Below are 25137 nucleotides of genomic sequence, written 5' to 3'. Positions count from 1 at the left end.
TCAGCCGCCGCTGCGGGTCGAGCGTAACAACCGCAGCGGCATCATGAATACCCCGCGAAGACTGCCCCTGCCCGCCGATGCGCAAGAAGAATACGTCCCCCGTCAAGGATCTGCTGCTGACCCGCTATGCGCCCATCGCGGACGGCATCGCCGCACTGTTCTTCCCGTACGCGGAAGTCGTGATCCACGATCTGCATGATCAGACCGTGCTGTATCTCGCGAACAATCTGTCGAAGCGGGAAATCGGCGACGATTCCGCGCTCGAGGAAACCGAGCATTCGGCGCGCGAGCGCGTGATCGGCCCGTACGAGAAGCTCAACTGGGACGGCCGCCGGATGCGCTGCGTCAGCAACGTGCTGTTCGACGACAACGGCCAGCCGGCGGGCATGCTGTGCATCAATTTCAACATCGCCGTGTTCGACGACGTGCGCTCGACGCTGGATCTGTTCATCAAGGGCGCGGGCGTCGTCGCGCAGCCGGAAGAGCTGTTCCGCGACGACTGGCAGGAGCGCATCAACACGTTCCTGCATGGGTGGCTGCGCGAGCGGCAGATCGGTCTCAACGGACTCACGCGCGAGCACCGGCGCGAACTGGTCGAAGCGCTCTACGCGGAAGGCGCGTTTCGCGGCAAGAGCTCGGCGAACTATGTCGCGAACGTGCTTGGCATGGGGCGTGCAACAGTCTATAAGCACCTGAAGCAGATGAAAGAGGGCGCGAGCTGACGCATGCGGCTGCGTGCCGCTCGCGCTTCTTTGTCCAATCATGCATCTGTGAGGAAACGACTGTGACCGTACGTTATCGACACTACAAGGGCGGCATTTACGAGTTCATCTGCGAGGCGACGCTCGAATCGGACCCGAGCGTCACGATGATCGTCTATCGGGCCGACAACGGCACCATCTGGACGCGGCCGGCATCGGTATTCTTCGAGATGATCGAGCACGAAGGGCAGACCGTGCCGCGTTTTGCACCCATCAACTAGCGCCGATCGACTAGAAGCGCCTGATGGGCGGCGTAGTGGGCGCGGATGGAATGTCGGTGGCGTCGGGCGCGTCGAGCACGAGATCGCTCTGGGCGACGGCCACGCACGGCAGGATATAGCCCTGCGTCTTTTCTTCGGCGCTGACGCCCGGCCATTCGACCGTGTACCGCACGCTGCCTGATTCCAGCTTGCACAGGCATGTCCGGCAGGTGCCGTTGCGGCACATGCGCGGCAGATGCAGATTCGCGAAACCCGCGGCTTCGAGAACGGTGAGCGATTCGGGTGCATCGAACGTGCGGCCGAGCGGCTCGACACGCACCGTGAAGGTCCGCTCTTCATTCGATTCATGCAGCGGCGCGCTGCGGGACGGTTCTTCGCTGGACATCGCGCTCACGAAATGGATACGCCGAGAAGCCGCCCGACGCCGAACGTGAAGGCGGCCGCGATCAACCCGATCACGATCTGACGGAAGGCCGAGAACACGGCGCCGCGTCCGTTGAAGAGCGAGGTGAAAACGCCGACCGCGGCGAGGCCGAATGCGCTCAACGCGACGCACTGCGCGATTGCCGCTGTGCCGTGCGTCCAAAGAAAGGGCATCGCCGGAAAAATCGCGCCCAGCGAGAACAGACAGAACGACACGCCCGCTGCCGTCCACGGATTGCCGCCCAGTTCCGCCGGATCGAGGCCGAGTTCTTCGCGCGTCAGCGTGTCGAGTGCTTTCTGCTTGTCACGCATGATCTGCGCGGCGACGCGTTTCGCTTCGTCGGCGTCGATTCCCTTCGACTGGTAGATCAGCGCCAGTTCGTGCTGCTCGGCTTCGGGCGTGTGCTCGATTTCGTCGGCCTCTTTCGCGATCTGCGTGCGCGCGAGTTCGCGCGCATTCGTCACCGACAGCCACTCGCCGAGCGCCATCGAGCACGCGCCAGCGATCAGCCCGGCCAGCCCCGTCAGCAGGATTGCCTTGTTGCCCGTGCCCGCGCCCGCGACGCCCATGATCAGACAGAAGTTCGACACCAGACCGTCGTTCGCGCCGAGCACGGCGGCGCGCAGGTCGTTGCCCGACGTCACGTTCCTGTGCCACGACTCGGCGGCCGCGATCTGCGCGCCTTTCGACGGCGGTGCTTTCTGAGCTTTAACGTCGGCGACCATCTGTTGCATCACGGCGGCGTGATGCTGCTCGTCCTTCGATAGCTGCGCGGCGTCGGGCTGGTTCGCGTACTTGTCGCGGTCCGCATACTCGGCGGCGGCGAGCGACGGCAGCACGAATTTCGGCCCGAACGTATGAATCAGGCCGCGCATCAGATGCGTCTTGACGCTGTGGCGGTGCGGCGGCACGCGCGCGCCGTTAGCGTGCAGCTTGTCCGCCCAGAGGTTCGCATGCACGCGCTCCGCGCTCGCGAGTTGCGTGAACAGCGTGCGGCGCTGCGGATCTTTTTCGACGCGCGACAGCGTTTCGTACAGCGCGGCGCTGTCGAGTTCATCGGCGAGATTCGTGCGATAGCGTTTGAGTTCGTGCCGGGTGGCCATCCGTCGATGCGCGACCGGAGTCGGTCGGTATTGGTGGGGTCAGGACGAAGCTTAACGCAGCGCGGGTCGGCGCGCTGCGGGCAGGGGAGCGGAAGGGGCGTTCAGTGGGTCGTGCGGATGCGCATGTAGCGGTAGACCGTGTTGCGCGCGAGACCAAGCTCACGCGCGGCCGCCGAGATGTTGCCGTTGTTGCGCGCGAGCGTCTGCTCGATCAGCGTCGCCTGCAACTCTTCCATTCGCGCGGGCCGCGACGGTGCGGACGGCGCGGACGACTCGACGGCAGGTAGCGCACGCAACGGCTCGTCGCTTGCTGGCTCGCAGTCGTGCAGGAAATCGTCGGGCAGATGCTCGACATCGATTTCGGCCGCGCCTTCGGCCATGATGCCCGCCGTGCGCAGCACGTTTGCCAGTTGGCGCAGATTGCCCGGCCAGCGGCATCGCGTGAAATATTCGAGCACGTCCTGCGACACGCGCGTGGGCATCCGCTCGCTGTCGGGCTCGTCGCTGCGCAGCCGCGTCAGAATTCGCTCGACCAGCACGGACAGATCGGTGCGCTCGGCGAGCGCGGGCAGCGTGACGACGAGGCCGTTGATACGGTAATAGAGGTCTTCGCGGAACGTGCCTTCTTCGATCATCGCGCGCAGGTTGCGGTGCGTCGCGCAGACGACGCGCACATCGACGGGCACCGCGCGTGTGCCGCCGAGCGGCACGACGCAGCGTTCCTGCAGCACGCGCATCAGACGCACCTGCTGAGCGAGCGGCATGTCGCCGATTTCGTCGAGAAAGAGCGTGCCGCCGTCGGCCTGCACGATCTTGCCGACGTTGCCGCGCTTTCGCGCGCCCGTAAAAGCGCCGTCCTCATAGCCGAACAGTTCCGCTTCGATCAGCGTATCGGGTAGCGATGCGCAATTGACGGCGACGAACGGCGCGTCGCGGCGCGGCGATTCTTCGTGCATGGCGCGCGCGAGCCATTCCTTTCCGGTGCCCGTCTTGCCGAGCACGAGCAGCGCAATGTCGCGGCCGCGTACTTTCTCGACGCGATCGAGGACGGCGGCCATGCGCGCGTCGCCCGTGTCGAGCGTGGCGAAGGTGATGGCGGCAGCGCGCGGCTTGCCCGACGTCGGCGCAACGGACGACGACGGCGTGACCGTGCGTGGGCCGCCTGAATCTGCGGAAAACGCGGGGCGCGCCGCGTATTCGGCGCGCGCGAGCACGCGCACGCCGCTCGGCAGCATCAGCGTCAGGCATTCACCGGGCGCGCGCAGCGCTTTCTGGAGCGCGGCGGGAAATGCCGTGCCGAACAGCATCTCGAAGGGCTGGCCGAGCAGCGTGTCGAGCGGGCGGCCGAACTGGAACAGCGCGCTGCGGTTCGCGGCGAGCAGCGCGCCATCGGCGCCGAACGCGGCGAGCCCTTCGAACAGCGTGCCGATGAACTCGCTGCGCGCATGGAAGCGTACGCGCACGGCATCGCCGAACTGGTTCGCGAACAGCTGGTTTTCGATGATCTGCGCCGACATGCGCACGAGCGCCAGTGTGTGCTTGTGAAAGCCGCGCGGGTCGCCGCTCACGTCGAGTGCGCCGATGGTGCGGCCGTACGGATCGGCGATCGGTGCGCACGAGCAGGTCAGGATGCGATTGGCCTGCAGAAAATGCTCGCCGCCATGCACGACGGTTGGCTGGCCTTCGGCGAGCGCGGTGCCGACGGCATTCGTGCCGCGATGCGCCTCGGACCACGACACGCCCGGACACAGCGCGACGCGCTCCGCTTTCTCGACGAAATCGCTGTCGCCGAGACTGTGCAGGATCACGCCGTTGCTGTCGGTGAGCAGCACCATGCTGTCGGTATCGACGATTTGCGCATGCAGCGTTTCCATCACGGGCAAGGCGTGCGCATACAGCGAGCGGTTGCAGTCGACGAGATCGCGCAAGGCGAGTGGACGCAGCGGATGAAAGTCGGGCGCCTCGGACGCGCGCAGGCCGAAATCGCGCGAGCGCGCATGCGCCTGCGCGAGCACATCGGCGCGGCCCGTGACGGACGGCGTGACGGAACGTTGGGTCACTGCATGTCTCCGATGTTGTGCATTCTGCGTGCTGCTTCGTGCAGACGAATCGAGCGAGTGGTCGCTTTTGCACTGCAGCACCGCATGCCTGATGAAAGCTGCGCAGTCAGGCTGCGCCAGCCGGGGAGGCCGTCGGTCTGTGCCGACTCATGCCGGTCCATCTTACAGGAGGACGCGCGGCGCGTGTTCCGCTTGCCTTCTGGTACAGAAGTGCAATGATCGTAGACAGGCATGCGTTCGCGCCGCGTGCCGACACTGGGACCACGTTTGTTGGTCCCGGACAGCGCCATTTCGAGGAGAACGTCATGGTGCGCATGGAGTTGAGAGTCGTCCTCGCCACGCTTGCGATCTTCATCGCACTGGGCGGCATTGGACTGTCGATCCACGGTTCGCTGTACTACCTGAATGACGAGATCTGGACGGGCGTGATCGCGATTGTGATCGGCATCGTGGGATGCGTGACGATGCTGACGCTGTGGCCCCGGGATCTTCCCGGCAAGACGCCGCCCCAGCATCCCGCCGACGATGTCGGACCGCACGAACATCATCCGCATCTGCCGACTCAGTTTTAGGTTTTGGACGTGGTGTTTCGCTGCGCTGCCGCATTTTTGAGGGTTGTTGCGCGGGCGATTGTTCGGGGTTGATGACGCCTTTTTGTTTGGGTTTGGTGCCGTTTGGCAGTGCATGGCGGCACCATGCTGGCATGTGGCGAAACAAAACTTGCGGCGCGCCGGAAGTCGTCTACAGTGTTGAGATCAACTGCCGGCGCGCGCGGTAAAGGCGTGTGTTCGCGGTTGACAGCCCGCGCTGCGATCCATAACGGAGGCTTGAACAGGGGCACGCGCGGTCCTCGGCGGTGTGTCGTTCGACCAAGGTGTTCCCATGCAGATCATTTTCCCGAAAGAAGTCCCTGAGTACTCGGGGCGCGAGCTGACTCTGGCGTTTCCGGCTATGGTCGATGGGCAAAGGGTGGAATGCACGATCACCGCCGAGGCTCTCGAAGATCACTTTGGGGCCGCGTCGCCGCGGCTCGAAGATATGATGGGTGCGTTTTCGACGCATCGCGAGAGGATTGAGGCCGCTACGCGGCGGTTGTTGTCTGAGACGCGGGCTCAATGTGTTGTGCTGCGCAGTGGGTATGTCAGGTTTTATGAGGCTAATTGGCGGAATTAGGGCGCCTTGGCGGCGCTAGTGTTTGCCGCTGAGTGCTTGCCATTTCGCTGGCATCCGCGTTGCGCCTTCGCGGCGCGCGCGGTTTGTTTTTTTTGCTTTTGCGCTGGCATCCGCGATTTGCCTTCGTGGCGCGGGCGGTTTGGTTTTTATGGGTTTTCGCTGGCATCCGCGATTTGTTATCTAGCTTCAAGCGTCGCCCCTGTGCGGGGCGGCACCTACTTTTCTTTGCCGCCGCAAAGAAAAGTAGGCAAAAGAAAGCGGCTCACACCGCCAACTCTTGTACTTGCCTGAGGGCCCCCAAAGGGTCTTACGCTTCACACGGCAATCACGTGACCCATGTTCGTTGCCAGCGCCCTTGCGGTGCGCCTCACCCGCTTCATGCACCCGCGCTTCATCATGCAATGCCAGACAGTCCACGGCCGCCCAGGTGGCAAACTGTGTGTAGGCCGTAGCACCCTCACACGCCTCACTTCGGACCGATAGCGCATGCGTTCCACCCTGTAAGAGCGCCAAGCTATACGACGCGACAACCTACACACAGTTTGCCACCTGGGCGGCACTTACCATTCGCCGCCGCTAGCACGTGTACGGGTATTTGAAGCGGGTGAGGCGCTCATTCGAAGCGTTGGCGACGAACGCGAACAGAAAGGCTGTCGTGTGAAGCGTAAGACCCTGTGGGGGCCCTCAGGCAAACACAAGAACTGGCGGTGTGAGCCGCTTTCTTTTGCCTACTTTTCTTTGCGGCGGCAAAGAAAAGTAGGTGCCGCCCCGCACAGGGGCGACGCGTGAAGCTAGATAACAAATCGCGGATGCTAGCTCAAACACGAGCAAACCAAACCGCCCCCGCCACGAAGTCAAACCGCCGAGCCCCTCGCCCCGCGCAGCGGAAAAAAACTCAAACCATAACAACCTTATCCAAAGTAACAGGCAAATCCCTAACCCTCACGCCGGTGGCGTGATAAACAGCATTCCCAATAGCCGCCACCACGCCAGTGATACCAATTTCCCCAATCCCCCGAGACCCAAGCGAATTAATAAAAGGATCAGGCTCATCGAGCACCACAACATCGAGCGCCCCAACATCCGCATTCACGGGCACGTGATACTCAGCGAGATTGGCGTTAATAAACCGCCCATACTGCTTATCGAGCGTCGTCGCCTCTTCGAGCGCAGCACCGATCCCCCAAACAAGCCCCCCCATCAATTGACTGCGCGCAGTCTTCACATTGAGCATCCGCCCAACGTTATAAACGCCGGTGAGCCTGGCCACACGAATCGACCCAAGATCGGCATCGACATGGACTTCGGCGAACACCGCGCCCCAGGAATGAAACGAGTAACGCTGCTTCTCGTCGCCGGGTTTCGTGCTGGTCGTCGCTTCGATCGGCTGCCCGCCCGCGCGCGCAAGCACCGCCGCGATCGGATCGCGCCTTGAAGGATCGGCACGGCTCGTGACCCAACCGTTTTGCACGACAACATCATCCGGCGACACACCGAACACGGGCGAACCACGATCGGCCAGCGCCATCGCCACCAGCTTGCCACGCGCCTGATCGCACGCGTCGCGCACAGCCGGCGACACGCTCGCGACCGACTGCGAGCCGCCCGACACAGGCGCCTTCGGCAGTGACGAATCACCGAGCCCAAAGCGGATATTCTCCGGCGCAATGCCGAGCGCATCCGACGCGACTTGTGTCATCACTGTGTACGTGCCCGTGCCGAGATCCTGCGTGCCGGAAACTACCATCGCCGTGCCGTCCGGCAGAATGCGCGCAAGCGCCGCCGCTTCGCTGCGATTGGCGGGATACGTCGCCGTTCCCATCCCGAGTCCGATCAGCGTATTGCCGTCTCGCATCGAACGCGGCTCCGGCTTGCGGCGCGACCACCCAAAGCGTTCCGCGCCGACGCTATAGCACTGGCGCAAGGCCTTGCTCGACCACGGCTTGTTTTCCTGCGGGTCGTTCTCCGCGTAGTTCTTCAGGCGCAGTGCAATGGGGTCCATCTTCAACTGATACGACAGTTCGTCCATCGCTGTTTCGAGCGCCCAAGAACCCGTCGTTTCGCCCGGCGCGCGCATGAAGGTCGGCGTGCCGACGTTCAGTTGCACGAGTCGATGCGTCGTCACCTGGTTCGGCACTGCGTACATCATCCGCGAGACCATGCAGCAGGTCTCCGTCCAGTCCTCGATCATCGATGTGTTCGAGAAGCTGTCATGCCGCATCGCGGTCAACGTGCCGTCGCGCTTCGCGGCGATCACCATGCGCTGCTCGGTGAAGGGCCGCCCGCCGACAGAGCCGAACATCTGCGGACGCTCCAGCGCGAGACGCACGGGCCGCCCCGTCTGCTTCGCGGCCATCGCGCACAGCACCACATGCGACCACGCCGAGCCCTTGCAGCCAAAGCCGCCGCCGACGAAAGGCGAGATCACGCGCACGTCGTCGGGCGACATGCCAAGCGTCTTCGCGACGGAGGTGCGCGTGCCCGTCACGCCTTGCGTCGAATCGTAGAGCGTCAGGTGCGGGCCGTCCCACACGGCCATCGTCGCGTGCGGCTCCATCGGGTTGTGATGCTCCATCGGCGTCGTGTAGACGGCGTCGACGCGCACCACGCCCGCCGCCAGCCCCGCGTCGTAATCGCCGCGCGAGGTGTCGGTCTGCCGGCCTTGCGGCTTGTCGGGCGCATGCGCGCTGGACTTGGCCTGCGTGAAATCGAGCGCCGCCGGTTGCGCTGCATAGGTAACGCGCAACTGGCGCGCGGCATCGGTTGCATGTTCGAGCGTATCCGCGACCACCACTGCGATCGGCTCGTTGCTGTAATGGATCTGGTTGTCCTGCAACAGCGACAGATGCCGGCCCGCTGGCGGCGCGAGCGCGGGCCGTCCGCCGTTGGGCAGGCGCGGCGCGTTCTGGTACGTCATCACGAGCAGCACGCCGGGCAACGCCGACGAGCGGCTCGAGTCGATCGACGCGATCGCGCCTTTTGCAATCGTGCTCGTCACGAGCACGCCATGCGCCAGACGCGCTTCGGGAAACTCGGCCGCGTAGCGCGCTTCGCCCGTCACCTTCAGCAAGCCATCCGTGCGATCGAGCGGATGTCCGATCATCGTATTCATGCGACACCTCCCGCTGCCTGGTTCACCGCGCGCACGATCGCGTTCTGCGCGAGCCGCACCTTGAACGCGTTGTCGTGCAGCGGCTTCGCGTCGTTCAGTGCCGCGGCGGCGGCGTTTTTCAATGTGGCGTTATCGAGCGGCTTGCCCGCGATCATCTGCTCGGCCGCCGTCGCGCGCCACGGCTTGTGCGCGACGCCGCCCAACGCGATACGTGCGCTGCGCACGGTGTTGCCGTCCATCCGCAGCGCGGCCGCGACGGACACCAGCGCGAACGCATAGCTCGCGCGGTCGCGCACCTTCAGGTAATACGCGTGCTCGCTAAAGATGGGCGGTGGCAGATCGACGGACGTGATGAGTTCTCCTAGACGCAGCGTGGTGTCGAGATCGGCGCGTTCGCCCGGCAGACGATGAAACTCGCCGAACGCAATCACGCGCTCGCCTTGCGGGCCGCTCACGCGCACGTTCGCATCGAGTGCGGCGAGCGCGACGCTCATATCGGAAGGATTCACGGCGATACATTGGGTGCTCGCGCCGAGAATCGCATGCGTGCGGTTGTGGCCGTTGATCGCGGCGCAGCCGCTGCCAGGCTCGCGCTTGTTGCAGGCGGTGAACGCGGTGTCGTAGAAGTACGGGCAACGCGTGCGCTGCATCAGGTTGCCGCCGACGGTCGCCATATTGCGCAGTTGCGCCGATGCGCCCGCGAGCAGCGTCTGCGACAGCAGCGGATAGCGCTCGCGCACCAGCGCATGATTCGCGGCGTCGCTATTGCGTACGAGCGCGCCGATGCGCAGGCCGCCATCGGGCAGCGTCGATACGCTATCGAGCCCTTGTATGCGCGTGATGTCGACGAGTCTGACGGGCCGTGTCACGCCGCCTTTCATCAGGTCGAGCAGATTGGTGCCGCCGCCGATGAACATCGTGCCCGGCTGCTGCGCGGCGCGCACGGCACTGGTGATATCGGCGGCGCGTTCGTAGGAGATGGCATCCATGATGGTCTCCTCGTTACGCGACGTCGCTCGTCTTGATGACGAACGTCGAGTAGGTGTAGTCGGTGCCGCTGCCGACCGTGCCGCGATGCGCGGACTGCACGGCCGCGACGATATTCACGTACGCGCCGCAGCGGCAGATGTTGCCGCTCATGCGTTCGCGGATTTCTTCATCCGTCAGTTGCGGCGGACGGCGTCGGACGTCCGCTGTGACCGTGCTGGCCGTGCCGGCGTCGAATTCCGTGAGCAAAGCCGTCGCCGAACAGATTTGCCCCGGCGTACAGTAGCCGCACTGAAACGCGTCCTGTTCGATGAACGCGCGTTGCACCGGGTTCAGCGTGCCGTTGCTCGCCAGTCCTTCGACCGTTGTGATCGTTTCGCCTTCGTGCATCACGGCCAGCGTGAGACATGAGTTGATGCGACGTCCGTTGGCGAGCACCGTGCAGGCACCGCATTGCCCGCGGTCGCAGCCTTTCTTCGTGCCCGTGAGGCCGGCGTATTCGCGTAGCGCGTCGAGCAGCGTCACGCGCGGCTCGAGTTGCAACGTGTAGTCGCGTCCGTTGATGTTGAGCTTCACTGCGCGCGGCGGCACCGTTGTGCGTGCAACGGGCTGTGCCGCGGGCGGCGTTTGTGTCTGCGCGTGCGTGTAGGGAGCAGTGGTAACTGCGGCCGCTGCGGCGGCAGATTGAAGGAAGCGGCGGCGTGAAGTGCTGGATGGCGAGACGTCATGCTCGTCCTGGCGGGTCGTGTGCGCATCGTGTTGTGGGCACGAACCCTGACAGTCGTTGTGGTGGGACATGATGTTCTGCTTGCTCCGTGAAAGTTCGATGCAAGCTTGCGCCGCATCGAACCCGAAGCGGGCGCCCGGTGCATGACAAGCCTTGTCAATGAGCAATTTCGATGCCGCCGGTGCAGAACATCACAGACGACCGCACACGCGGCGAACTGCCTTCTCAAACGACTTCACGCTGCACTCGGCGCGGTGCAATGCAAAGATTGCGGCGTGTTCGTGCAGCGTTGAAAACAAGTGTTGATCGTGGCACATCCGGCGTGGCGCAGCCGTGACGGATAGATGGCGCGAAGATGGCGGGAGGATGGCGGCAGTGCCATGCGCCGAGCGACTTCAGGCGCGCTGCAAAAACAAAACGCGCGTCGAACCTCAACGCGCGTTTTACATGAAACAGCAGTGACTCAGCCTGTGAGCCGATCAATCGATGCCATGAAACACCGCATCGTCCGGGCCGAGATAAGCGGGCGGACGCCACGCGGCATCGCGCATCGAATGTTGAACCAGTTTCTCGACGCCGAGTAGCACCGCAAAGATCGCCATCCGCACGGGAATGCCGTTGTCCGTCTGGCGGAAGATCGCGAGGCGCGAATCGTGGTTCAGATCCGTGCTCAAATCGTTCGCGCCGGGGCGGCTGTCGCGCGGCAACGGGTGCATGATCAGCGTGTCCTGACCGCACACGGTATCGACGAGCGCCTGATTGATCTGGAAGTCGGGCGTATAGCCTTCGAACGACTCATCGGCGAAGCGCTCCTTCTGGATGCGCGTCGCATAGACGACGTCCGCGCCGCGCAGGCCGTTGGTGAGATCGTGCGTCTGCTCGACCACATGACCGTTGCGCGAAATCTGATCGACGATATACGCGGGCATTTCCAGCGTGGGCGGCGAAATCAGCGTGAACTTGATGCCGCGATACAGCGCAAGCAGCTTGACGAGCGAATGCACGGTGCGCCCGTACTTCAGGTCGCCAACCATCGCGATATGCGCGCCGTCGACGATCTTGCCCAGACGCGAGAACTCGCGCTGGATCGTGTACAGGTCGAGCAGCGCCTGGCTCGGGTGCTCGCCGGGGCCGTCACCGCCGTTGATCACGGGAATGTTGGTGGCGCGCGCGAATTCGGCCACGGAGCCCTGATCCGGATGGCGGATCACGAGGGCATCGACGTAGCCGGACATCACGCGGCTCGTGTCGTAGATCGATTCGCCCTTGGCCATCGACGAAAACGTGAAGCCCGTCGTGTCGCAGACCGAGCCGCCCAGGCGGCAAAACGCCGCGCCGAAGCTGACGCGGGTACGCGTGCTGGCCTCGAAGAACAGGTTGCCGAGCACCGCGCCTTCGAGCACGCGCGAGATTTTCCGGCGGCGCGCGATGGGCTGCATGATGTCGGCGACGCGGAACAGCGCTTCGACGGCGTCGCGCGAGAACTGATCGACGGACAGCAGCTGTGGCTTGCCTTCGAACAGCATCTGGCTGGCCAGCGACTGCGAATCTACGCTCTGCGTATGCTTTTCGGCGGGTGCGCCGTTGACGACGATTTCCGATACGAAGCGCTCGACGATTTCCGGCATCGCGCGCGATTCCTGCGAATCGTCGGGCAGCAGCCATGTGTCGAGCGCACGCTTCGACACGCCGATACGTGTCGCGAAGCCGTCACGGGTGAGATTCAGACGCCGCATCGCGTCACGGAGAAATGCTTGTTGCGGGACGGTCATGGGCTGCCTCTCTTTTCGTCAGGAGATCGGGTGGATATACGCGGTGCGTATATTAATTCGCTGGGCTAGGAAGTCAAGGAATTTCGTGCATCCATTCGTCCGGGCGGCTGATTTCGCCTGTGCTGGCGAAACGCTCGCGGCGGCAAGCGCAGTTTTGCGGTTACACTGCCGGACATGGAAAACGGCTCATTGCTTCGTGATCGTGTGGAAACGGGTACGCCTCTGCGTGCCGCGCCCGCACGCGCCGCTTCCAAAGCCAAAAAACAGTTGCTCATCTGACCGGAGCTGCTGTTCCGTCAGATGTGCGACGGAACAGCCTCGATCAACGGTCCTCGAAACTCCCGCTTACGATCCTGCTTCCTCGCCGCTGAACGGTTCCCGTACGGTCGCGTTTGAGGAAAGTCATGTTCAATTTTTCGGGTATCTGGATTCCCCTTGTCACGCCGTTTTCCGCAAACGGTGCCGTCGATCACGATGCGTTGCGCTGCCTGATCAGGCTCTACGCCGACGCAGGCGTCGCGGGCGTGGTCGCGCTCGGCACGACGGGCGAGCCGTCTTCGCTCGAGCCCGGCGAGCAGGAAGCCGTGCTCGCGACCACGCTCGACGCGGCGGGCGGCGCGCTGCCGGTGATCGTCGGCGTGTCGGGCAACAACGCGCGCAGCGTGCGTGAGCGCGTGTTGCGCCTGAATGCGTTGGCGCTCGCGGGCGTGCTGATCTCGGCGCCGTACTATGTGCGTCCGTCGCAAGCGGGCATCGCCGCGCACTTCACGATGCTCGCCGACGCAAGCGAGCATCCCGTCGTGATGTACGACATTCCCGCGCGCACCGGCGTGCGCATCGAGCTTGAGACATTGCTCTCGCTCGCCGCGCACCCGCGCATTCAGGCGATCAAGGACTGCGCGGGCTCGCTCGATACCACGCACGCACTGATCCTCGACGGCCGGCTGCAAGTGCTCGCCGGCGACGACATCCGCATCTTCGACACGCTCTGCATGGGCGGCAGCGGCGCGATCGCGGCGTCGGCGCATGTGTGGCCGGAGCGTTTCGTCGCGCTCGATCGCGCGTTGAAGGCGGGGCGTCTCGATGAAGGGCGCGCGCTTTTCCATTCGCTCGTGCCGTTGATCGGCGCGCTGACGGCCGAGTCGAACCCCGCGCCTGTGAAGGCGGCGCTCGCCGTGCAGGGTCTGATGGAAGGCGACTTGCGCGCACCGATGACGCATGCAAGCGAAATATTGCGCGAGCGTTTGCAGCAACTGCTTGCCGTCTGACGTTCGCTCGACGGTTTGCGATCTCCGTCTGCGTCGACCGCGCGCAGTCTCTCGCGGTCTGGTGCGACGGCGAAAGCGCACTGAACCTCATGCGGACATGCGACGAATCCGATGTCGTCCAATTTGAGATGCGGACCCGGCGGATGGCGTGATAATTCGCGCCACCGTTTTTCCCCATCAACGAGATCGATTCGTCATCCTGCGTATGCTGGTTCACCGCAACACCGCGCCGTCCGCCGCGCTTACAACGACACTTGCCGCGTCTTCGTCTCTCGCATGCATGTCCCGGTGCATCGTCACGGTTGGGACGCAGGGCGGCTGCTGATGTCGCTGATCTGGGGCACCAGCAAGAGTCTGACGAACGGCTCGGTGCGCTTCGTCACGCGGCACACCGCGCTGACCATCGCCGCGCTCGTCGCCTGCGGCAGTTCGGCGCTGGCGTTGACGGCGGGCATCGTGATCGGCCGCGATCATCCGAAGCGCGACGCGGCCGCGCAAGCCAGCGACAACCGCGTCGCGCGCGACTACACCATCACTGAACTCGGCAAGCTGAATGCGGCAATCGAGCAGATGGAGCCGCGCCTCACGCAGCTCGCCTCGCAGGTCGCGACGCTGCACGATTTCGAAACGCGTCTGAAGACGATCAAGACCTTGCCGCGCCCGGTGTTCGCGGCGCCCGTGCTGTCGGCGAGCGACGTACTCGGCGACGACGCGGGCGACGACGTGACTGACGGCGCGCAGCAGAAGAGGGACAAGGCGAGGCCGTCGGCGAAGGGCGGCGCCAGAGTCGCTCCGAAGCACGACGCGGACGACCATGATGGTCCGTCGACGCCGAAGCCCGCCGAACAGCCAATCGACAAAGCCAGCGAAACCGCAGCGGAAAACGGCGAAGGCGGCCCGTCGCTGCCGCCGCGCCGTTGCGACGAACTGACCGGCCACCCGGCGCGCGACGCGCTCGCGATTCACGAACAGATCGCCTGCCTCGTCACGACGCTGTCGGCGCTCGAACAGGAAGCGACGCTGCACGTCGCGAACTGGGAGTCGTTCCCGGGCCGCATGCCCGTCGATGGCGCGCGTTTCGGCTCGCCGTTCGGCAATCGCGTCGATCCGTTCACGCATCACCTGAGCTTTCATCCGGGCGTGGATCTCGTCGCGCTGCCAGGCACGTCGATTCTCGCCGCAGCGGGCGGCCGCGTGATTCACGCGGGACCGCAGGGCGGCTACGGCAATGCCGTCGAGATCGACCACGGCAACGGCCTGATCACGCGCTATGGGCATGCGTCGAAGATCGTCGTGCAGGAGGGCGATCTCGTGCTGCCGCGCCAGCATATTGCCGATGTCGGCTCTACGGGCCGCTCGACGGGGCCGCATCTGCACTTCGAAGTGCTCGTCAACGGCGCGCCCGTCGATCCAACCGACTATCTCGCACTTTTCATGGGGCCGTCTCATGGCTGATTTACTTCGCCCGGGCAGGCGGCGCGGGCGTGTCCGCGGCCACGTCGTCACGCAGCGCACGTATGCATTGCAGCCCGTGCGTTCGCTCGCGGTGCGCATCGGCGTGTGGGCGCTCGTTTGCATCGCGTGCATGGCGGCGGGCGCGGCGGCGATGCATGGCTACGCGCAGCCCGATGTTTCAGCGGGCCCGTCGTGCGTTGCGCCCGCAGCGCACGACGAGTTGCAAGACGCGCTCGCACGCGCGCAGCTCGCGCTGAAGCAGGAAGCGGCGTCGCGCGCGAGCGTGCAGAAATCCGCCGAAGCGCTCACCGTCGAAGTGCGCCGGCTCCAGGCGCAAGTGCTGTTTCTGCAGGGCCAAAGCCGTTCACGCCGCTGAGGCGCGGCGCGTTTTCAACTTCATCCCGGTATCGATTATGTTCAGCAAGAAGAAGTCACCCGGCGTCTCCCAGAACAAACTGGCGACCCTCATTGCACACGACGTGACCATCACAGGCGACATCGAATTCAGCGACGGCCTGCGCATGGATGGCCACATAAAAGGCAACGTCGCGGGTAAGACGGGGTGCGAGACGCTGCTGGTGCTGAGCAATCGCGGCTCGATCACCGGCAACGTGTACGGCTACGACGTGATCATCAACGGCAGGATCACGGGCGACGTGATCGCCGATCACTTCGTCGAGTTGCAGGAGAACGCGCACATCACGGGCAACATCTACTACCAGCAGTTGCGGATGGATGTGGGCGCGTCGGTGGATGGCAAGCTGACGCGGCGCGATGTGACGCCTGCGCCCGCGAGCCCGCATATCGAGCCCGCGACGTTCCCGCTGCAAAAGGCCGATGTGTCGACGGTAGATCAGTGAGGGCCTGGACGGCGGCTCACCTCACGTCGTCGGCATGCGCTCCTGGAGCAACTCGCTGAATGCGTCGGCCGTGAGCGGCTTGCCGAGCAGGAAGCCCTGCATTTCATCGCATTGCAGGTTCTTGAGCTTGTCGAGCTGCGATGTCGTTTCGACGCCTTCCGCCACCACGTCCATTTCCAGCGAATGCGCGAGCGCGATGATCGCCTGCACGATCGCGCTGCCTTCGTGGCCGTCGGCATCGAGTCCGCTCGTGAAGAAGCGGTCGATTTTCAGCTGCTTCACGCGAAAGCGTTGCAGATAGGCGAGGCTCGAATAGCCGGTGCCGAAGTCGTCGATTGAAATTTCGAAGCCGCTGTTCTGGAACTCGCGGATCATTTCAGTCGTCTTGGCGGCGTCCTGCATCGCGACCGTTTCGGTGATCTCGAACATGATCTGGCTGCAAACCACGCCTTCCGAGTGGACGATCTCCAGCATCTTCGTGACCAGATCCGGCTGCCCCATCTGGCGCGGAGACAGGTTGATCGCGATTTTCATCGACGGCAGGCCGGCGCTTTCCCAGCGGCGAATCTGGCGGCACGTCTCGCGCACGACCCAATAGCCGATCTCCACGATCTGCCCGGAGCGCTCGGCGATCGGGATGAAATCCATCGGCGCGAGCACGCCGATTTCCGGGTGATTCAGGCGGATCAAGGCTTCCGCGCCCGCCACGTCGCCGCTGTCGCCGCGGAACTTCGGCTGAAAGTGCAGCGAGAAGTAACCCTTGCCGAGCGCCTCGTGCAGCGCGCTCTGGATCTTCAGCGTGCGCATCGCCGCTTCGTTCATGTGCGCTTCGAAGAAGCGATACGTGCTGCGGCCGCCACGCTTTGCTTCGTACATTGCGGCGTCGGCGTGCTTCAGCAGCTCGTCGACGGAATGGCCGTCCTGCGGATACAGTGAAATGCCGATGCTGGGCATGATCTGCAGCATCTGGCTTTGCGTGCTGATCCCTTCGCGCATCCGTTCGAGCACGGCCTCGGCCATCCGTTCCGCGTCGCGAGGCGCGCCGAGGTTTTCGGCCAGCACGACGAACTCGTCGCCACCGAGCCGCGCGACGGTATCGACGTTGCGCACGCATTGCCGCAGATGGTGTGCGAACGATTTCAACACTTCGTCGCCGAACGCGTGGCCGAGCGAATCGTTGATCGTCTTGAAGCCGTCGAGGTCCATGAAGAGGATCGCGAAGCCGCGGCTGCTCAGCTTCGACGCCTGGATCGCGCGCTCGATGCGCTCGTTCAGCGTGCGGCGGTTCGGCAGATCGGTCAGCGTGTCGTAGGTGGCAAGTCGCACGATCTGGTTGTTCAGCGACGAAACCGAACCGGCGAGGAAAGTTGTGTGTGCATCGAAGCGCGACAGGATCAGCGTGACGATCAGAATCACGAACGTGAACAGGATGATCGTCGTCGCGAGCCACTGCGCGTTGACGCCGCGCGCGGCGCCGCATATCGAGCCAGGCAGGAAGTCGGCGGCGGCCATGCCCGTGTAGTGCATGCCCGTGATCGCGACGCCCATCACGCAGGCTGCGCCGATGCGCTTGATCAGCACGCGATACTGTCTCGAATCGCGCAGCGTGTGCGCGATCCACAGCGCAGCCATCGACGCCGCGATCGCAATCGCGACGGACGCGGCGAACAGACCCGGACGATAGTGGATGCCGGGCTGCATCTGCATTGCAGCCATGCCGGTGTAGTGCATGCCCGCGATGCCGAAGCCCATCAGCAGGCCGCCCGTGACGAGGCGTCTGGCGGAGAGCGTCGGGCGCGCTACCTGGACGAGCGCGAAGTACGACACGATCATCGCGATGATCAGCGAGTAGCTGGTGATCGCGAAGTCGTAGCCGAGCGGGATGGGCAGCGAGAAGGCCAGCATCCCGATAAAGTGCATCGACCAGATGCCCGTGCCCATTGCTGCCGCGCCGCCCGCGAGCCAAAGATGGCGCAGGCGGGCGGATGCCATAGTCGAAATACGTCCGGCCAGGTCGAGCGCCGTGTATGAAGCCAGTGTTGCGACGGCGAGCGACACGACAACCAGACCCAGATGGTAAGTGCTCTGCATGTCAGTTCCGTCGCAAGAGGAAGTTCCCTCGACTGGTTAACGGCAGCATGCCTAAAACATTGAGCTCTTTTTTAAAAGTTTTATTCGAAGATTTAGCGAAGCATTTTGAAAGCCCTTTAGCGGCTTTTGAAGCTTTTTAAAGGCATGAAATTGCCCGCGCAAAATGACGGGTAAAATATTCCGATAAAGATCAGGGTTCCTGTTCCATTTCTGACCAGGCGCTTGCTGCCTGCGTTTCCAGCGTGAAGCCTTCGTCGAGCCATTGCAATGCGAGCCCGTCGCAACATGTCACGAATAGGGTATCGGCTGGATATTCGCGCAATTTAGACCAGGTGATTTTCCGATGCGGCAGATTGAGTACGCCGGGAATATGACCGCGGGCGAAAAGCTCGGGGCTGCGCACGTCGGGCAGTACGAAGTCGGGCTCCGGAAAAAGTCCGTTCCGCTCAGTCGTGGTGGAGGCGAGGCAAGGAAAAAAGTTGATTCCGCACGATCGATGCCGCCCCGATCGCTGCGCCGTCCGCACCGAGTCGCGTTATATAAATGGGCGGCGCGTTGAAACCGTGCAGAAGATTGGCAGCCAGCAATTTTTTAACTTTCGGTTCCACACGGGGAAACAGGGCGCTCAATGGACCACCTAGAACAATTTTTTCAGGGTCCAGTAGATAGACAAGATTGAGAATACCCGTCGTGAGCACGTTCGCCCACTCGTCGAACGTCTTCTCGAGATCGGGTGCATGAGCTTTCGCGCCGATGCTCGCGAGCCATTGCAAACCGTCGGCGAGCGTGCGGTCCTTGGGGAGAAAGGGGCGAAAGCGTTCATAGCCCGCGAGTAGCTCGAATGTCTGTGTTCCGATGGCGGCCGGCGTCGCACCCATCACCATGTGTCCCAGTTCGCCAGCATATCCGTGCGCGCCTTCGAGTATCTGACCTCGCTGGACGATTGCGCCGCCCAGACCCTCGGTGAGCAGGATTAGCAGCATGTCTTGCGCATCCTGCTCGCGTGCGATGGTCCGTTCGGCATTTGCAAAGGCGACTGCGTCGTTGCAGATCGTGACGGGCCACGGCATGTCTTTGTGGGCTGCCAACATGTGTTTCAACGGAACGTCGCGCCAACGCAGAAAGGGAGCGACGACAACGCGGCCACTGTGGTCAACGAGCCCGGGCACCGAGACGCAGACGCCGTGAATCTGGGTCGAGTCAATGACTGTCTCTTTCAAAAGGCGTCCCGGCAGGCTCGCGATCTGCTCGACCACGCGATCAACGTCATCGGCGTGGGTTTCGACGGATTCGCTGATCCGATGCACGATTCGCATCCCCAGATCGACAAGTACAACTGTCAAGGTAAGGCTGGAGATATCGATTCCAATCGCGTATGCCCCTTGAGGATTCAGGCGCACCCCTGAACCTGGCCGGCCCGGCCGGCCACCCTCGGAACGGTCGGACGTCTCGACGACGAGTCCGGAGTCGATCAGTTCCTTGACGGCATGGCCAATCGTGGCGCGCGTCAAGCCCAGTTCGCGCGACAGGTCCGCCCGACTTAGCGTTGCGCCACGCCTGAGCTGCCGCAGACATCTTGCCGTGTTGATGTGACGCAGCAGCATGGGGGTCGTCGTGGTGGTTTCCTGCGCCGTGCTCCCGGAAGGTATTGCGTGCTCGTGCGGAGGCAACGGCCTATCCGTAGACGCATCAGGAGGGGGCGCTGGATGCGTTGGCCGGTTATCGAGTGCCTGTTCCCGGGCGGCTTTTCGAAACCTGTACAGGTAGCTTTTCAACGTCGCCGTCGTGATGGCTAGCCCATTCTCGTTCAACGCCTGCACGATGTCGGCAATGCGCGCGCCAGCAGTGAGGCGCTGCTCGATTTCGGGCAGGACGCTGCGCAGCCTGGCTGCCTTCGTACTGGCTTCGATTTCGTCAATGGCAGAGCGAAGCGATCTGGGTGGCTTCATCGGCGGGTTCCTGTGATTATTCTGCATTCTAGATGCATTCCAGATGATGTTCAAATGCATCCTATAGTCAAAATTCAGCGTGTAAACCCCGCTGTATCTCTCTTTTAGTTTGTTTAAACTACAAACAAACGGAATGCATCGACGCTTCTGTCGGAGGGGAGGATTGAGATGGGGCACAGCATTGCCATCGCGCATTTTGTCCAACGCAAACGAAACGAGGCTGACGTTCGCTGGCCATCGGAAGCACGCATAGCGAGGGTTGCCGTCCCCGCGGCGCGGATCGGGGCCAATGCGCTCGGCGTCGCGCATGGTCGTCGCGATATCGAGTGGCCCGCAATCACGCCTTCGACTGCAAACGACGCTTTCCGTCCAACCCAACCTTTGACTGGTGAAACTATGCTCAGGAATATCGACCCGCTTCTCGGCCCGGAACTGCTTTCGGTGCTGCGCGCAATGGGCCATGGCGAGGACATTGCCATCGTCGATCGCAACTACCCGGCGTTGAGCGCCGGTCCGCAACTCATCCGGCAGGACGCAGCCGACGGTCCGCGCGTGATGGACGCGATTCTCTCCGTGTTACCGCTGGACAAGGGCGCACAGACGGTCACGCGCATGGAGGTGCGCGACAAGCCGGCGGAAATCCTGCCGGTAATGAGCGACTTCATTTCAGTTGCGAAGGCACACGCGCCGCATCTCGAAGTCGATTCGTTGCCGCCGGCCGAGTTCAAGGCGCGCGCATCGAAGGCTGTGGCCATCGTCGTGACTGGCGAAACGCGCGTGTACGGGAATATGCTGCTGCGTAAAGGCACCTTGCCTGTATGAGCGTGAGTGCGAAACAGCATGCCTGTTCAATGGAGGACTTCATGACTGATGTGTTGATGAATCTGCGATTTTCGGTTGCGTGTGCGATCGCCAGAGAGGCGGGGCAATTGATACGCACGCGTTTCCTCGCTCGCGACGATGCATTGAACTTCAAGTTCAAAGGCCCTCAGGACTATCTGACCGAAACGGACGGAGAAGTCGAGAGACTGATCGCCGCGCGACTCGCGGCATTGTTTCCGGATGACGCCTTCTTCGGCGAAGAGAGCGGCGGCGAAGTAGGCGATAGCGTCTGGATCGTCGATCCGATCGACGGGACGGCCGATTTCGCGCGCGGCGTGCCGTATTTCTGCGTGTCGATTGCGTTTGTCCTTCGCGGCAAGACGGAAATCGGTGTCCTGTACGACCCCATGTCCGACGAACTGTTCGCGGCGCACAGAGGGCATGGCGCCACGGTGAATGGACAACCCATCAAGGTCAGCGCGATTACGGATATCCGGCAGTCGGTTGTCGAACTCGGCTGGTCGTCGCGCGTCCCGTTCGAACGATCCGCAAAGGTGCTCGAGAAGTTGCATGCGCTTGGTGCAGGAGTGAAGCGACGCGGATCAGGCGCGCTCGGAATCGCTTATGTGGCGATGGGGCGGCAGGATGCCTATTGTGAATTGCACATCAACTCATGGGACGCGGCGGCCGCTGTACTGCTCGTCGAAGAAGCGGGCGGATGGGTCAACGATTTCCTGACGCAGGCATGTCTCACGCAGGGCAATCAGGTGATCGTATGCACCCCGGCGCTGCGCGGCTGGCTGGAAAACGTGCTGAATGTGTAGTCGACGCGGAAATGAATCCCGCTGCTTGATCAAGGTAGAGAGAACTATGTCTGATAGTCCAGCCAACCCCTTTGCATTGAATGGGGAAATAGCGCTCGTCACGGGAGCGACACGAGGAATCGGCTATGCGTGCGCCAGGGCACTCGGCGAAGCGGGCGCCGCTGTCGCGCTCGGCTGTCGCGACGTGCGGGCCGGCGCGGAACTCGCGAACGCGTTGCGCGACGGTGGCATCAATGCGATCGCGGTACACATGGACATGCTGTCGCTTGAATCGATTGAACAGGCGGTCGCGCAGGTGGAGACCGAACTCGGTCCATTGTCCGTTCTGGTCAATAACGCGGGTCACAGCCGGCCGGCGCCCGCCATACAAGTCAAGGCCGACGACTACGACGCGATGTTCGACCTGAACGTCAAAGGCGCATTCTTTGCGTCCCAGGCTGCTGCACGCACGATGGCGGCGCGTGAGCGCGGATCGATCATCAATATCGCTTCGCAGGCGGGCCTTGTTGCTCTCGACGGCGAGTCGATCTACTGCATGACGAAAGCCGCGATGATCCATATGACGCAGTGCCTCGCCGTCGAATGGGCACCGCATCACATTCGCGTGAATGCGGTCGCGCCGACATTCATCCGCACTGACAGCACCAAAGGCTGGCTCGAGAACGAAGCATCGCTCAATTCTTTGCTGGCGCGAATTCCGCTGCGAAAGATTGGCGAACCGGAGAACGTGGCTGAGCCGGTGGTGTTTCTCGCATCGAACGCGGCTGCGCTGATTACGGGTGCAACGCTGAAGATCGATGGAGGCTGGACGGCTGTGTGACACAGGATGCGCAGACGCCGTCAAGGCGGCGTCTGCGTGAAAGAGGATGCGCGATGGCCGCGACGCGCAGACCGATCAACACACGCGGTCAAGACGCAGATCATACAGAGCTGGAAGGAGACAACCATGAACATCGCGAAGCTGACGTGCCTGATTCCACTAAGTTTAGGATTACTACTTGGTTCAATTCAATCCCGTGCGGATGAGCCGGTCAAGATCGGCTTTCTGGTAAAGCAACCCGAAGAGCCATGGTTTCAGGACGAATGGAAGTTCGCCGAAATGGCTGCGCGCGAGAAGGGCTTTACGCTGGTCAAGATCGCGGCGCCATCGGGCGAAAAGGTGATGAGCGCAATCGACAATCTCGCGGCGCAGAAGGCGCAAGGGTTCGTCATCTGCACGCCCGACGTGAAGCTGGGGCCAGGCATCGTCGCGAAGGCGAAAGCAGATGGACTGAAGATGATGACGGTTGACGACCGTCTGGTCGACGGCACGGGCAGGCCGATTGCGTCGGTGCCTTACATGGGCATCTCGGCGTCGGAGATTGGAAGGCAGGCGGGCGAGAGCATTGCGTCGGAAGTGAAGCGGCGCGGGTGGGCGATGAAGGATGTGGGCGCTATTGACGTGAGCTACGACCAGCTCCCGACTTCGCACGATCGCACGGCTGCAGCAGCCGATGCACTGGTTGCCGCGGGATTGCCTCGCGCGAACGTCATCAACGCGCCGATGAATCATCCCGATACCGAAAATGGCTTCAATGCCGCGAATATCGCGCTCACCAAGAATCCGCAGTTCAAGCATTGGGTTGCGTTCGGCCTGAATGACGAGTCCGTGCTCGGCGCCGTGCGGGCCGCCGAGGGACGCGGATTCAGGGCCGGGAACATGGTCGGTGTCGGCGTGGGCGGATCGGAGTCCGCGCTCAACGAATTCAAGAAGCCGCAGCCGACGGGATTCTTCGGCACGGTGATCATCAGCCCGAAGCGGCACGGCGCGGAGACCTCCACGCTTGTCTACGAGTGGATCAAGACGGGCAAAGAGCCGCCGTTGCTCACCCTGACGACGGGCATGCTCGCGACCCGCGACGATGTGAATCAGGTACGGGAAAAAATGGGCCTCGTCGTGAGCAAATGAATCTGGCGGTGACAGCCAGTGTGCTGCACCGCTTGTCGGTACTTACATCGATTCATACCTGCTGGAGGCAACGTGTCGTTCCTGCGCTTTGAAAATGTGTCGAAGGTCTTTCCCGGCGTGCGCGCTCTCTCCGGTGTGTCGTTCGAGGTTCGCGCGGGCGAAGTTCACGGCCTGATGGGAGAGAACGGCGCAGGAAAGTCGACGCTGTTGAAGATACTCGGCGGCGAATATCAGCCTGATGCCGGGAGGATGCTGATCGATGGAAAGGAAGTGCGATTCCCGAACGCGGCCGCATCGATCGAGGGAGGCGTCGCCGTCATACACCAGGAGCTTCAATATGTCCCCGATCTCAGCGTCGCGGAGAACCTTTTGCTAGGGCGGTTGCCAGTTACAGGCGGCTGGTTCAGCAAGTCACGCGCGGTTTCGGTTGCACGAGAGCGCCTCGCCGCAATGGGCGTCGATCTCGATCCCGCGATCAATCTGCGCAAGCTGTCCATTGCGCAGCGTCAGATGGTCGAAATCTGCAAGGCGTTGATGCGCAATGCACAAGTCATCGCGCTCGACGAACCGACAAGCTCGCTCTCGCATACGGAAACGGAAGTGCTTTTCAGGCTCGTCAGGCAACTGCGACAGGAACAGCGCGCATTGATTTATATCTCCCACCGGATGAACGAAATCTACGAACTGTGCGACGCATGCACCGTGTTTCGCGACGGAAAAATGATCGCATCCCACGCCGGGCTCAAGGATCTGCCGCGTCCGACGCTTGTAAGAGAGATGGTGGGGCGCGACATCGCCGACATTTATCGCTACAGGAAGCGACCTGTCGGCGAGGTGAGACTGTCAGCCAGGGCAGTGATGGGCAAACCGCTCGCGGCGCCTGCGACGTTCGAAGTCCGCAAGGGCGAGATCGTCGGCTTCTTCGGGCTGGTAGGTGCGGGACGCAGCGAACTGATGCATCTCGTGTATGGCGCGAGGAAGAAGGAACTGGGTGAGATCACCCTCGACGGTCGTGCTATTCGCGTCGACGGTCCGCGCTCGGCTATCCGGCACGGGATTGTGCTGTGCCCGGAAGACCGCAAGGAAGATGGCATCGTCGCGATGGCGAGCGTGTCGGACAACATCAACATCAGTTGTCGCCGGCATTCGTCGCGTGGCGGGGTATTTTTGAACCGGAAACGGGAAGCACAGGTAGCCGACGCATTCATCCGGCAGCTACAGATCAAGACCCCGAGCCGCCGCCAGAAGATCCGGTTTCTGTCGGGCGGTAATCAGCAAAAGGCGATTCTCGCGCGCTGGCTTGCCGAGCCCGACGTGCGGGTGGTGATTCTCGACGAGCCGACACGTGGCATCGATATCGGCGCCAAGCACGAGATCTACAACGTCATCTACGAACTCGCCGAACGGGGCTGCGCGATTGTGGTGGTGTCTTCTGAACTGCCGGAAGTACTCGGCATTGCCGACCGCGTCGTCGTGATGCGTGAAGGGCGTATTGCGGGCGAACTCGATCGCGAGAGAGCGACGGAACAGAGCGTGCTTTCTCTCGCGCTGCCTGACATCCCACATTGATAAGGAGACAG

General features: G+C 62.8%; 22 protein-coding genes and 1 pseudogene. 13 read left to right on the top strand and 10 right to left on the bottom strand.

Annotated features, from left to right (window positions below; genetic code table 11):
• Nucleotides 1–77: 77 nt before the first annotated feature.
• Nucleotides 78–722, top strand: coding sequence for a helix-turn-helix transcriptional regulator (locus C2L65_RS24900; protein WP_042317040.1), 645 nt, complete (start codon nt 78–80; stop codon nt 720–722).
• Between the two features lie 62 nt (nt 723–784).
• The gene (locus tag C2L65_RS24895; RefSeq protein ID WP_007745778.1) at nt 785–982 is read left to right on the top strand and encodes a DUF1653 domain-containing protein; all 198 of its coding nucleotides are present in this window, start codon (nt 785–787) and stop codon (nt 980–982) included.
• A gap of 10 nt (nt 983–992) precedes the next feature.
• On the opposite strand, the gene C2L65_RS24890 is transcribed toward C2L65_RS24895, so the two are convergent.
• The 3 genes from C2L65_RS24890 to C2L65_RS24880 all read right to left on the bottom strand — a co-directional run bounded on the left by C2L65_RS24890 (nt 993) and on the right by C2L65_RS24880 (nt 4569).
• A complete protein-coding gene (locus C2L65_RS24890; RefSeq protein WP_042317038.1) occupies nt 993–1367 on the bottom strand; it encodes a 2Fe-2S iron-sulfur cluster-binding protein in 375 nt (124 codons plus the stop codon).
• A 5-nt stretch (nt 1368–1372) separates the two neighbouring features.
• Nucleotides 1373–2509 carry a VIT1/CCC1 transporter family protein gene (locus C2L65_RS24885; RefSeq protein WP_042317034.1) on the bottom strand — a complete coding sequence of 379 codons (1137 nt, stop codon included), beginning with the start codon at nt 2507–2509 and terminating at the stop codon, nt 1373–1375.
• A 101-nt stretch (nt 2510–2610) separates the two neighbouring features.
• Nucleotides 2611–4569, bottom strand: coding sequence for a sigma-54-dependent Fis family transcriptional regulator (locus C2L65_RS24880; RefSeq protein WP_042317050.1), 1959 nt, complete (start codon nt 4567–4569; stop codon nt 2611–2613).
• A 215-nt stretch (nt 4570–4784) separates the two neighbouring features.
• On the opposite strand from C2L65_RS24880, the gene C2L65_RS24875 reads away from it, so the two are divergent.
• Both C2L65_RS24875 and C2L65_RS24870 read left to right on the top strand, forming a co-directional pair.
• Complete coding sequence (locus tag C2L65_RS24875; protein WP_233446537.1) at nt 4785–5141, top strand: DUF2964 domain-containing protein; 357 nt, start codon at nt 4785–4787, stop codon at nt 5139–5141.
• 310 nt (nt 5142–5451) lie between these two features.
• Nucleotides 5452–5742, top strand: a complete 291-nt coding sequence (locus tag C2L65_RS24870) for a DUF1488 family protein (protein ID WP_007745759.1) — start codon at nt 5452–5454, stop codon at nt 5740–5742.
• A gap of 895 nt (nt 5743–6637) precedes the next feature.
• Here C2L65_RS24870 and C2L65_RS24865 read toward each other — a convergent pair.
• The 4 genes from C2L65_RS24865 to C2L65_RS24850 form a co-directional block, all read right to left on the bottom strand.
• A complete protein-coding gene (locus C2L65_RS24865; protein ID WP_042310746.1) occupies nt 6638–8854 on the bottom strand; it encodes a xanthine dehydrogenase family protein molybdopterin-binding subunit in 2217 nt (738 codons plus the stop codon).
• A complete protein-coding gene (locus tag C2L65_RS24860) occupies nt 8851–9843 on the bottom strand; it encodes an FAD binding domain-containing protein (RefSeq protein ID WP_042310747.1) in 993 nt (330 codons plus the stop codon). The genes C2L65_RS24865 and C2L65_RS24860 overlap by 4 nt, the downstream gene beginning before the upstream one ends.
• A gap of 13 nt (nt 9844–9856) precedes the next feature.
• Entirely contained in the window at nt 9857–10639 is a 783-nt protein-coding gene (locus C2L65_RS24855; RefSeq protein ID WP_042310913.1) for a (2Fe-2S)-binding protein, read from the bottom strand.
• Nucleotides 10640–11047: 408 nt separating this feature from the next.
• The gene (locus C2L65_RS24850) at nt 11048–12340 is read right to left on the bottom strand and encodes an aspartate carbamoyltransferase (protein WP_042310749.1); all 1293 of its coding nucleotides are present in this window, start codon (nt 12338–12340) and stop codon (nt 11048–11050) included.
• A 404-nt stretch (nt 12341–12744) separates the two neighbouring features.
• Here C2L65_RS24850 and dapA point away from each other — a divergent pair, with 404 nt between their 5' ends.
• The 4 genes from dapA to C2L65_RS24830 all read left to right on the top strand — a co-directional run bounded on the left by dapA (nt 12745) and on the right by C2L65_RS24830 (nt 15923).
• A complete protein-coding gene (gene dapA / locus C2L65_RS24845) occupies nt 12745–13608 on the top strand; it encodes a 4-hydroxy-tetrahydrodipicolinate synthase (protein WP_042310751.1) in 864 nt (287 codons plus the stop codon).
• 324 nt (nt 13609–13932) lie between these two features.
• Nucleotides 13933–15063, top strand: a complete 1131-nt coding sequence (locus C2L65_RS24840) for a M23 family metallopeptidase (protein WP_042310916.1) — start codon at nt 13933–13935, stop codon at nt 15061–15063.
• The gene (locus C2L65_RS24835) at nt 15056–15439 is read left to right on the top strand and encodes a hypothetical protein (RefSeq protein WP_042310752.1); all 384 of its coding nucleotides are present in this window, start codon (nt 15056–15058) and stop codon (nt 15437–15439) included. Before C2L65_RS24840 ends, C2L65_RS24835 begins: the two co-directional genes overlap by 8 nt.
• Nucleotides 15440–15476: 37 nt before the next feature.
• Nucleotides 15477–15923, top strand: coding sequence for a bactofilin family protein (locus C2L65_RS24830; RefSeq protein ID WP_042310754.1), 447 nt, complete (start codon nt 15477–15479; stop codon nt 15921–15923).
• 21 nt (nt 15924–15944) lie between these two features.
• On the opposite strand, the gene C2L65_RS24825 is transcribed toward C2L65_RS24830, so the two are convergent.
• The 3 genes and pseudogenes from C2L65_RS24825 to C2L65_RS24815 all read right to left on the bottom strand — a co-directional run bounded on the left by C2L65_RS24825 (nt 15945) and on the right by C2L65_RS24815 (nt 19963).
• Nucleotides 15945–18014: a putative bifunctional diguanylate cyclase/phosphodiesterase gene (locus C2L65_RS24825; RefSeq protein WP_042310756.1), complete on the bottom strand. Its 2070-nt coding sequence runs from the start codon at nt 18012–18014 to the stop codon at nt 15945–15947.
• Nucleotides 18015–18257: 243 nt separating this feature from the next.
• Nucleotides 18258–18438 (bottom strand): annotated as a pseudogene (locus C2L65_RS24820) (rhodanese-like domain-containing protein); the annotation flags it as partial.
• A 22-nt stretch (nt 18439–18460) separates the two neighbouring features.
• Nucleotides 18461–19963 (bottom strand): ROK family transcriptional regulator, encoded by a 1503-nt coding sequence (locus C2L65_RS24815; RefSeq protein ID WP_042310758.1) that lies wholly within the window; start codon nt 19961–19963, stop codon nt 18461–18463.
• 396 nt (nt 19964–20359) lie between these two features.
• Here C2L65_RS24815 and C2L65_RS24810 point away from each other — a divergent pair, with 396 nt between their 5' ends.
• From C2L65_RS24810 to araG, 5 genes are all read left to right on the top strand, one after another.
• Complete coding sequence (locus C2L65_RS24810; RefSeq protein WP_042310919.1) at nt 20360–20785, top strand: RbsD/FucU family protein; 426 nt, start codon at nt 20360–20362, stop codon at nt 20783–20785.
• A 41-nt stretch (nt 20786–20826) separates the two neighbouring features.
• Complete coding sequence (locus C2L65_RS24805; protein WP_052426933.1) at nt 20827–21609, top strand: inositol monophosphatase family protein; 783 nt, start codon at nt 20827–20829, stop codon at nt 21607–21609.
• A 46-nt stretch (nt 21610–21655) separates the two neighbouring features.
• Nucleotides 21656–22429: an SDR family NAD(P)-dependent oxidoreductase gene (locus tag C2L65_RS24800; protein ID WP_042310762.1), complete on the top strand. Its 774-nt coding sequence runs from the start codon at nt 21656–21658 to the stop codon at nt 22427–22429.
• A 141-nt stretch (nt 22430–22570) separates the two neighbouring features.
• Nucleotides 22571–23557, top strand: a complete 987-nt coding sequence (locus C2L65_RS24795) for an arabinose ABC transporter substrate-binding protein (RefSeq protein ID WP_427910183.1) — start codon at nt 22571–22573, stop codon at nt 23555–23557.
• 72 nt (nt 23558–23629) lie between these two features.
• Nucleotides 23630–25126: an L-arabinose ABC transporter ATP-binding protein AraG gene (gene araG / locus C2L65_RS24790; RefSeq protein WP_042310764.1), complete on the top strand. Its 1497-nt coding sequence runs from the start codon at nt 23630–23632 to the stop codon at nt 25124–25126.
• Nucleotides 25127–25137: the final 11 nt, after the last annotated feature.

This window comes from Paraburkholderia terrae (assembly GCF_002902925.1).
Classification (GTDB): Bacteria; Pseudomonadota; Gammaproteobacteria; order Burkholderiales; family Burkholderiaceae; genus Paraburkholderia; species Paraburkholderia terrae.
The sequence above is the reverse complement of the archived record's forward strand: the minus strand, read 5'-3'. Positions and strand labels throughout refer to the sequence as shown.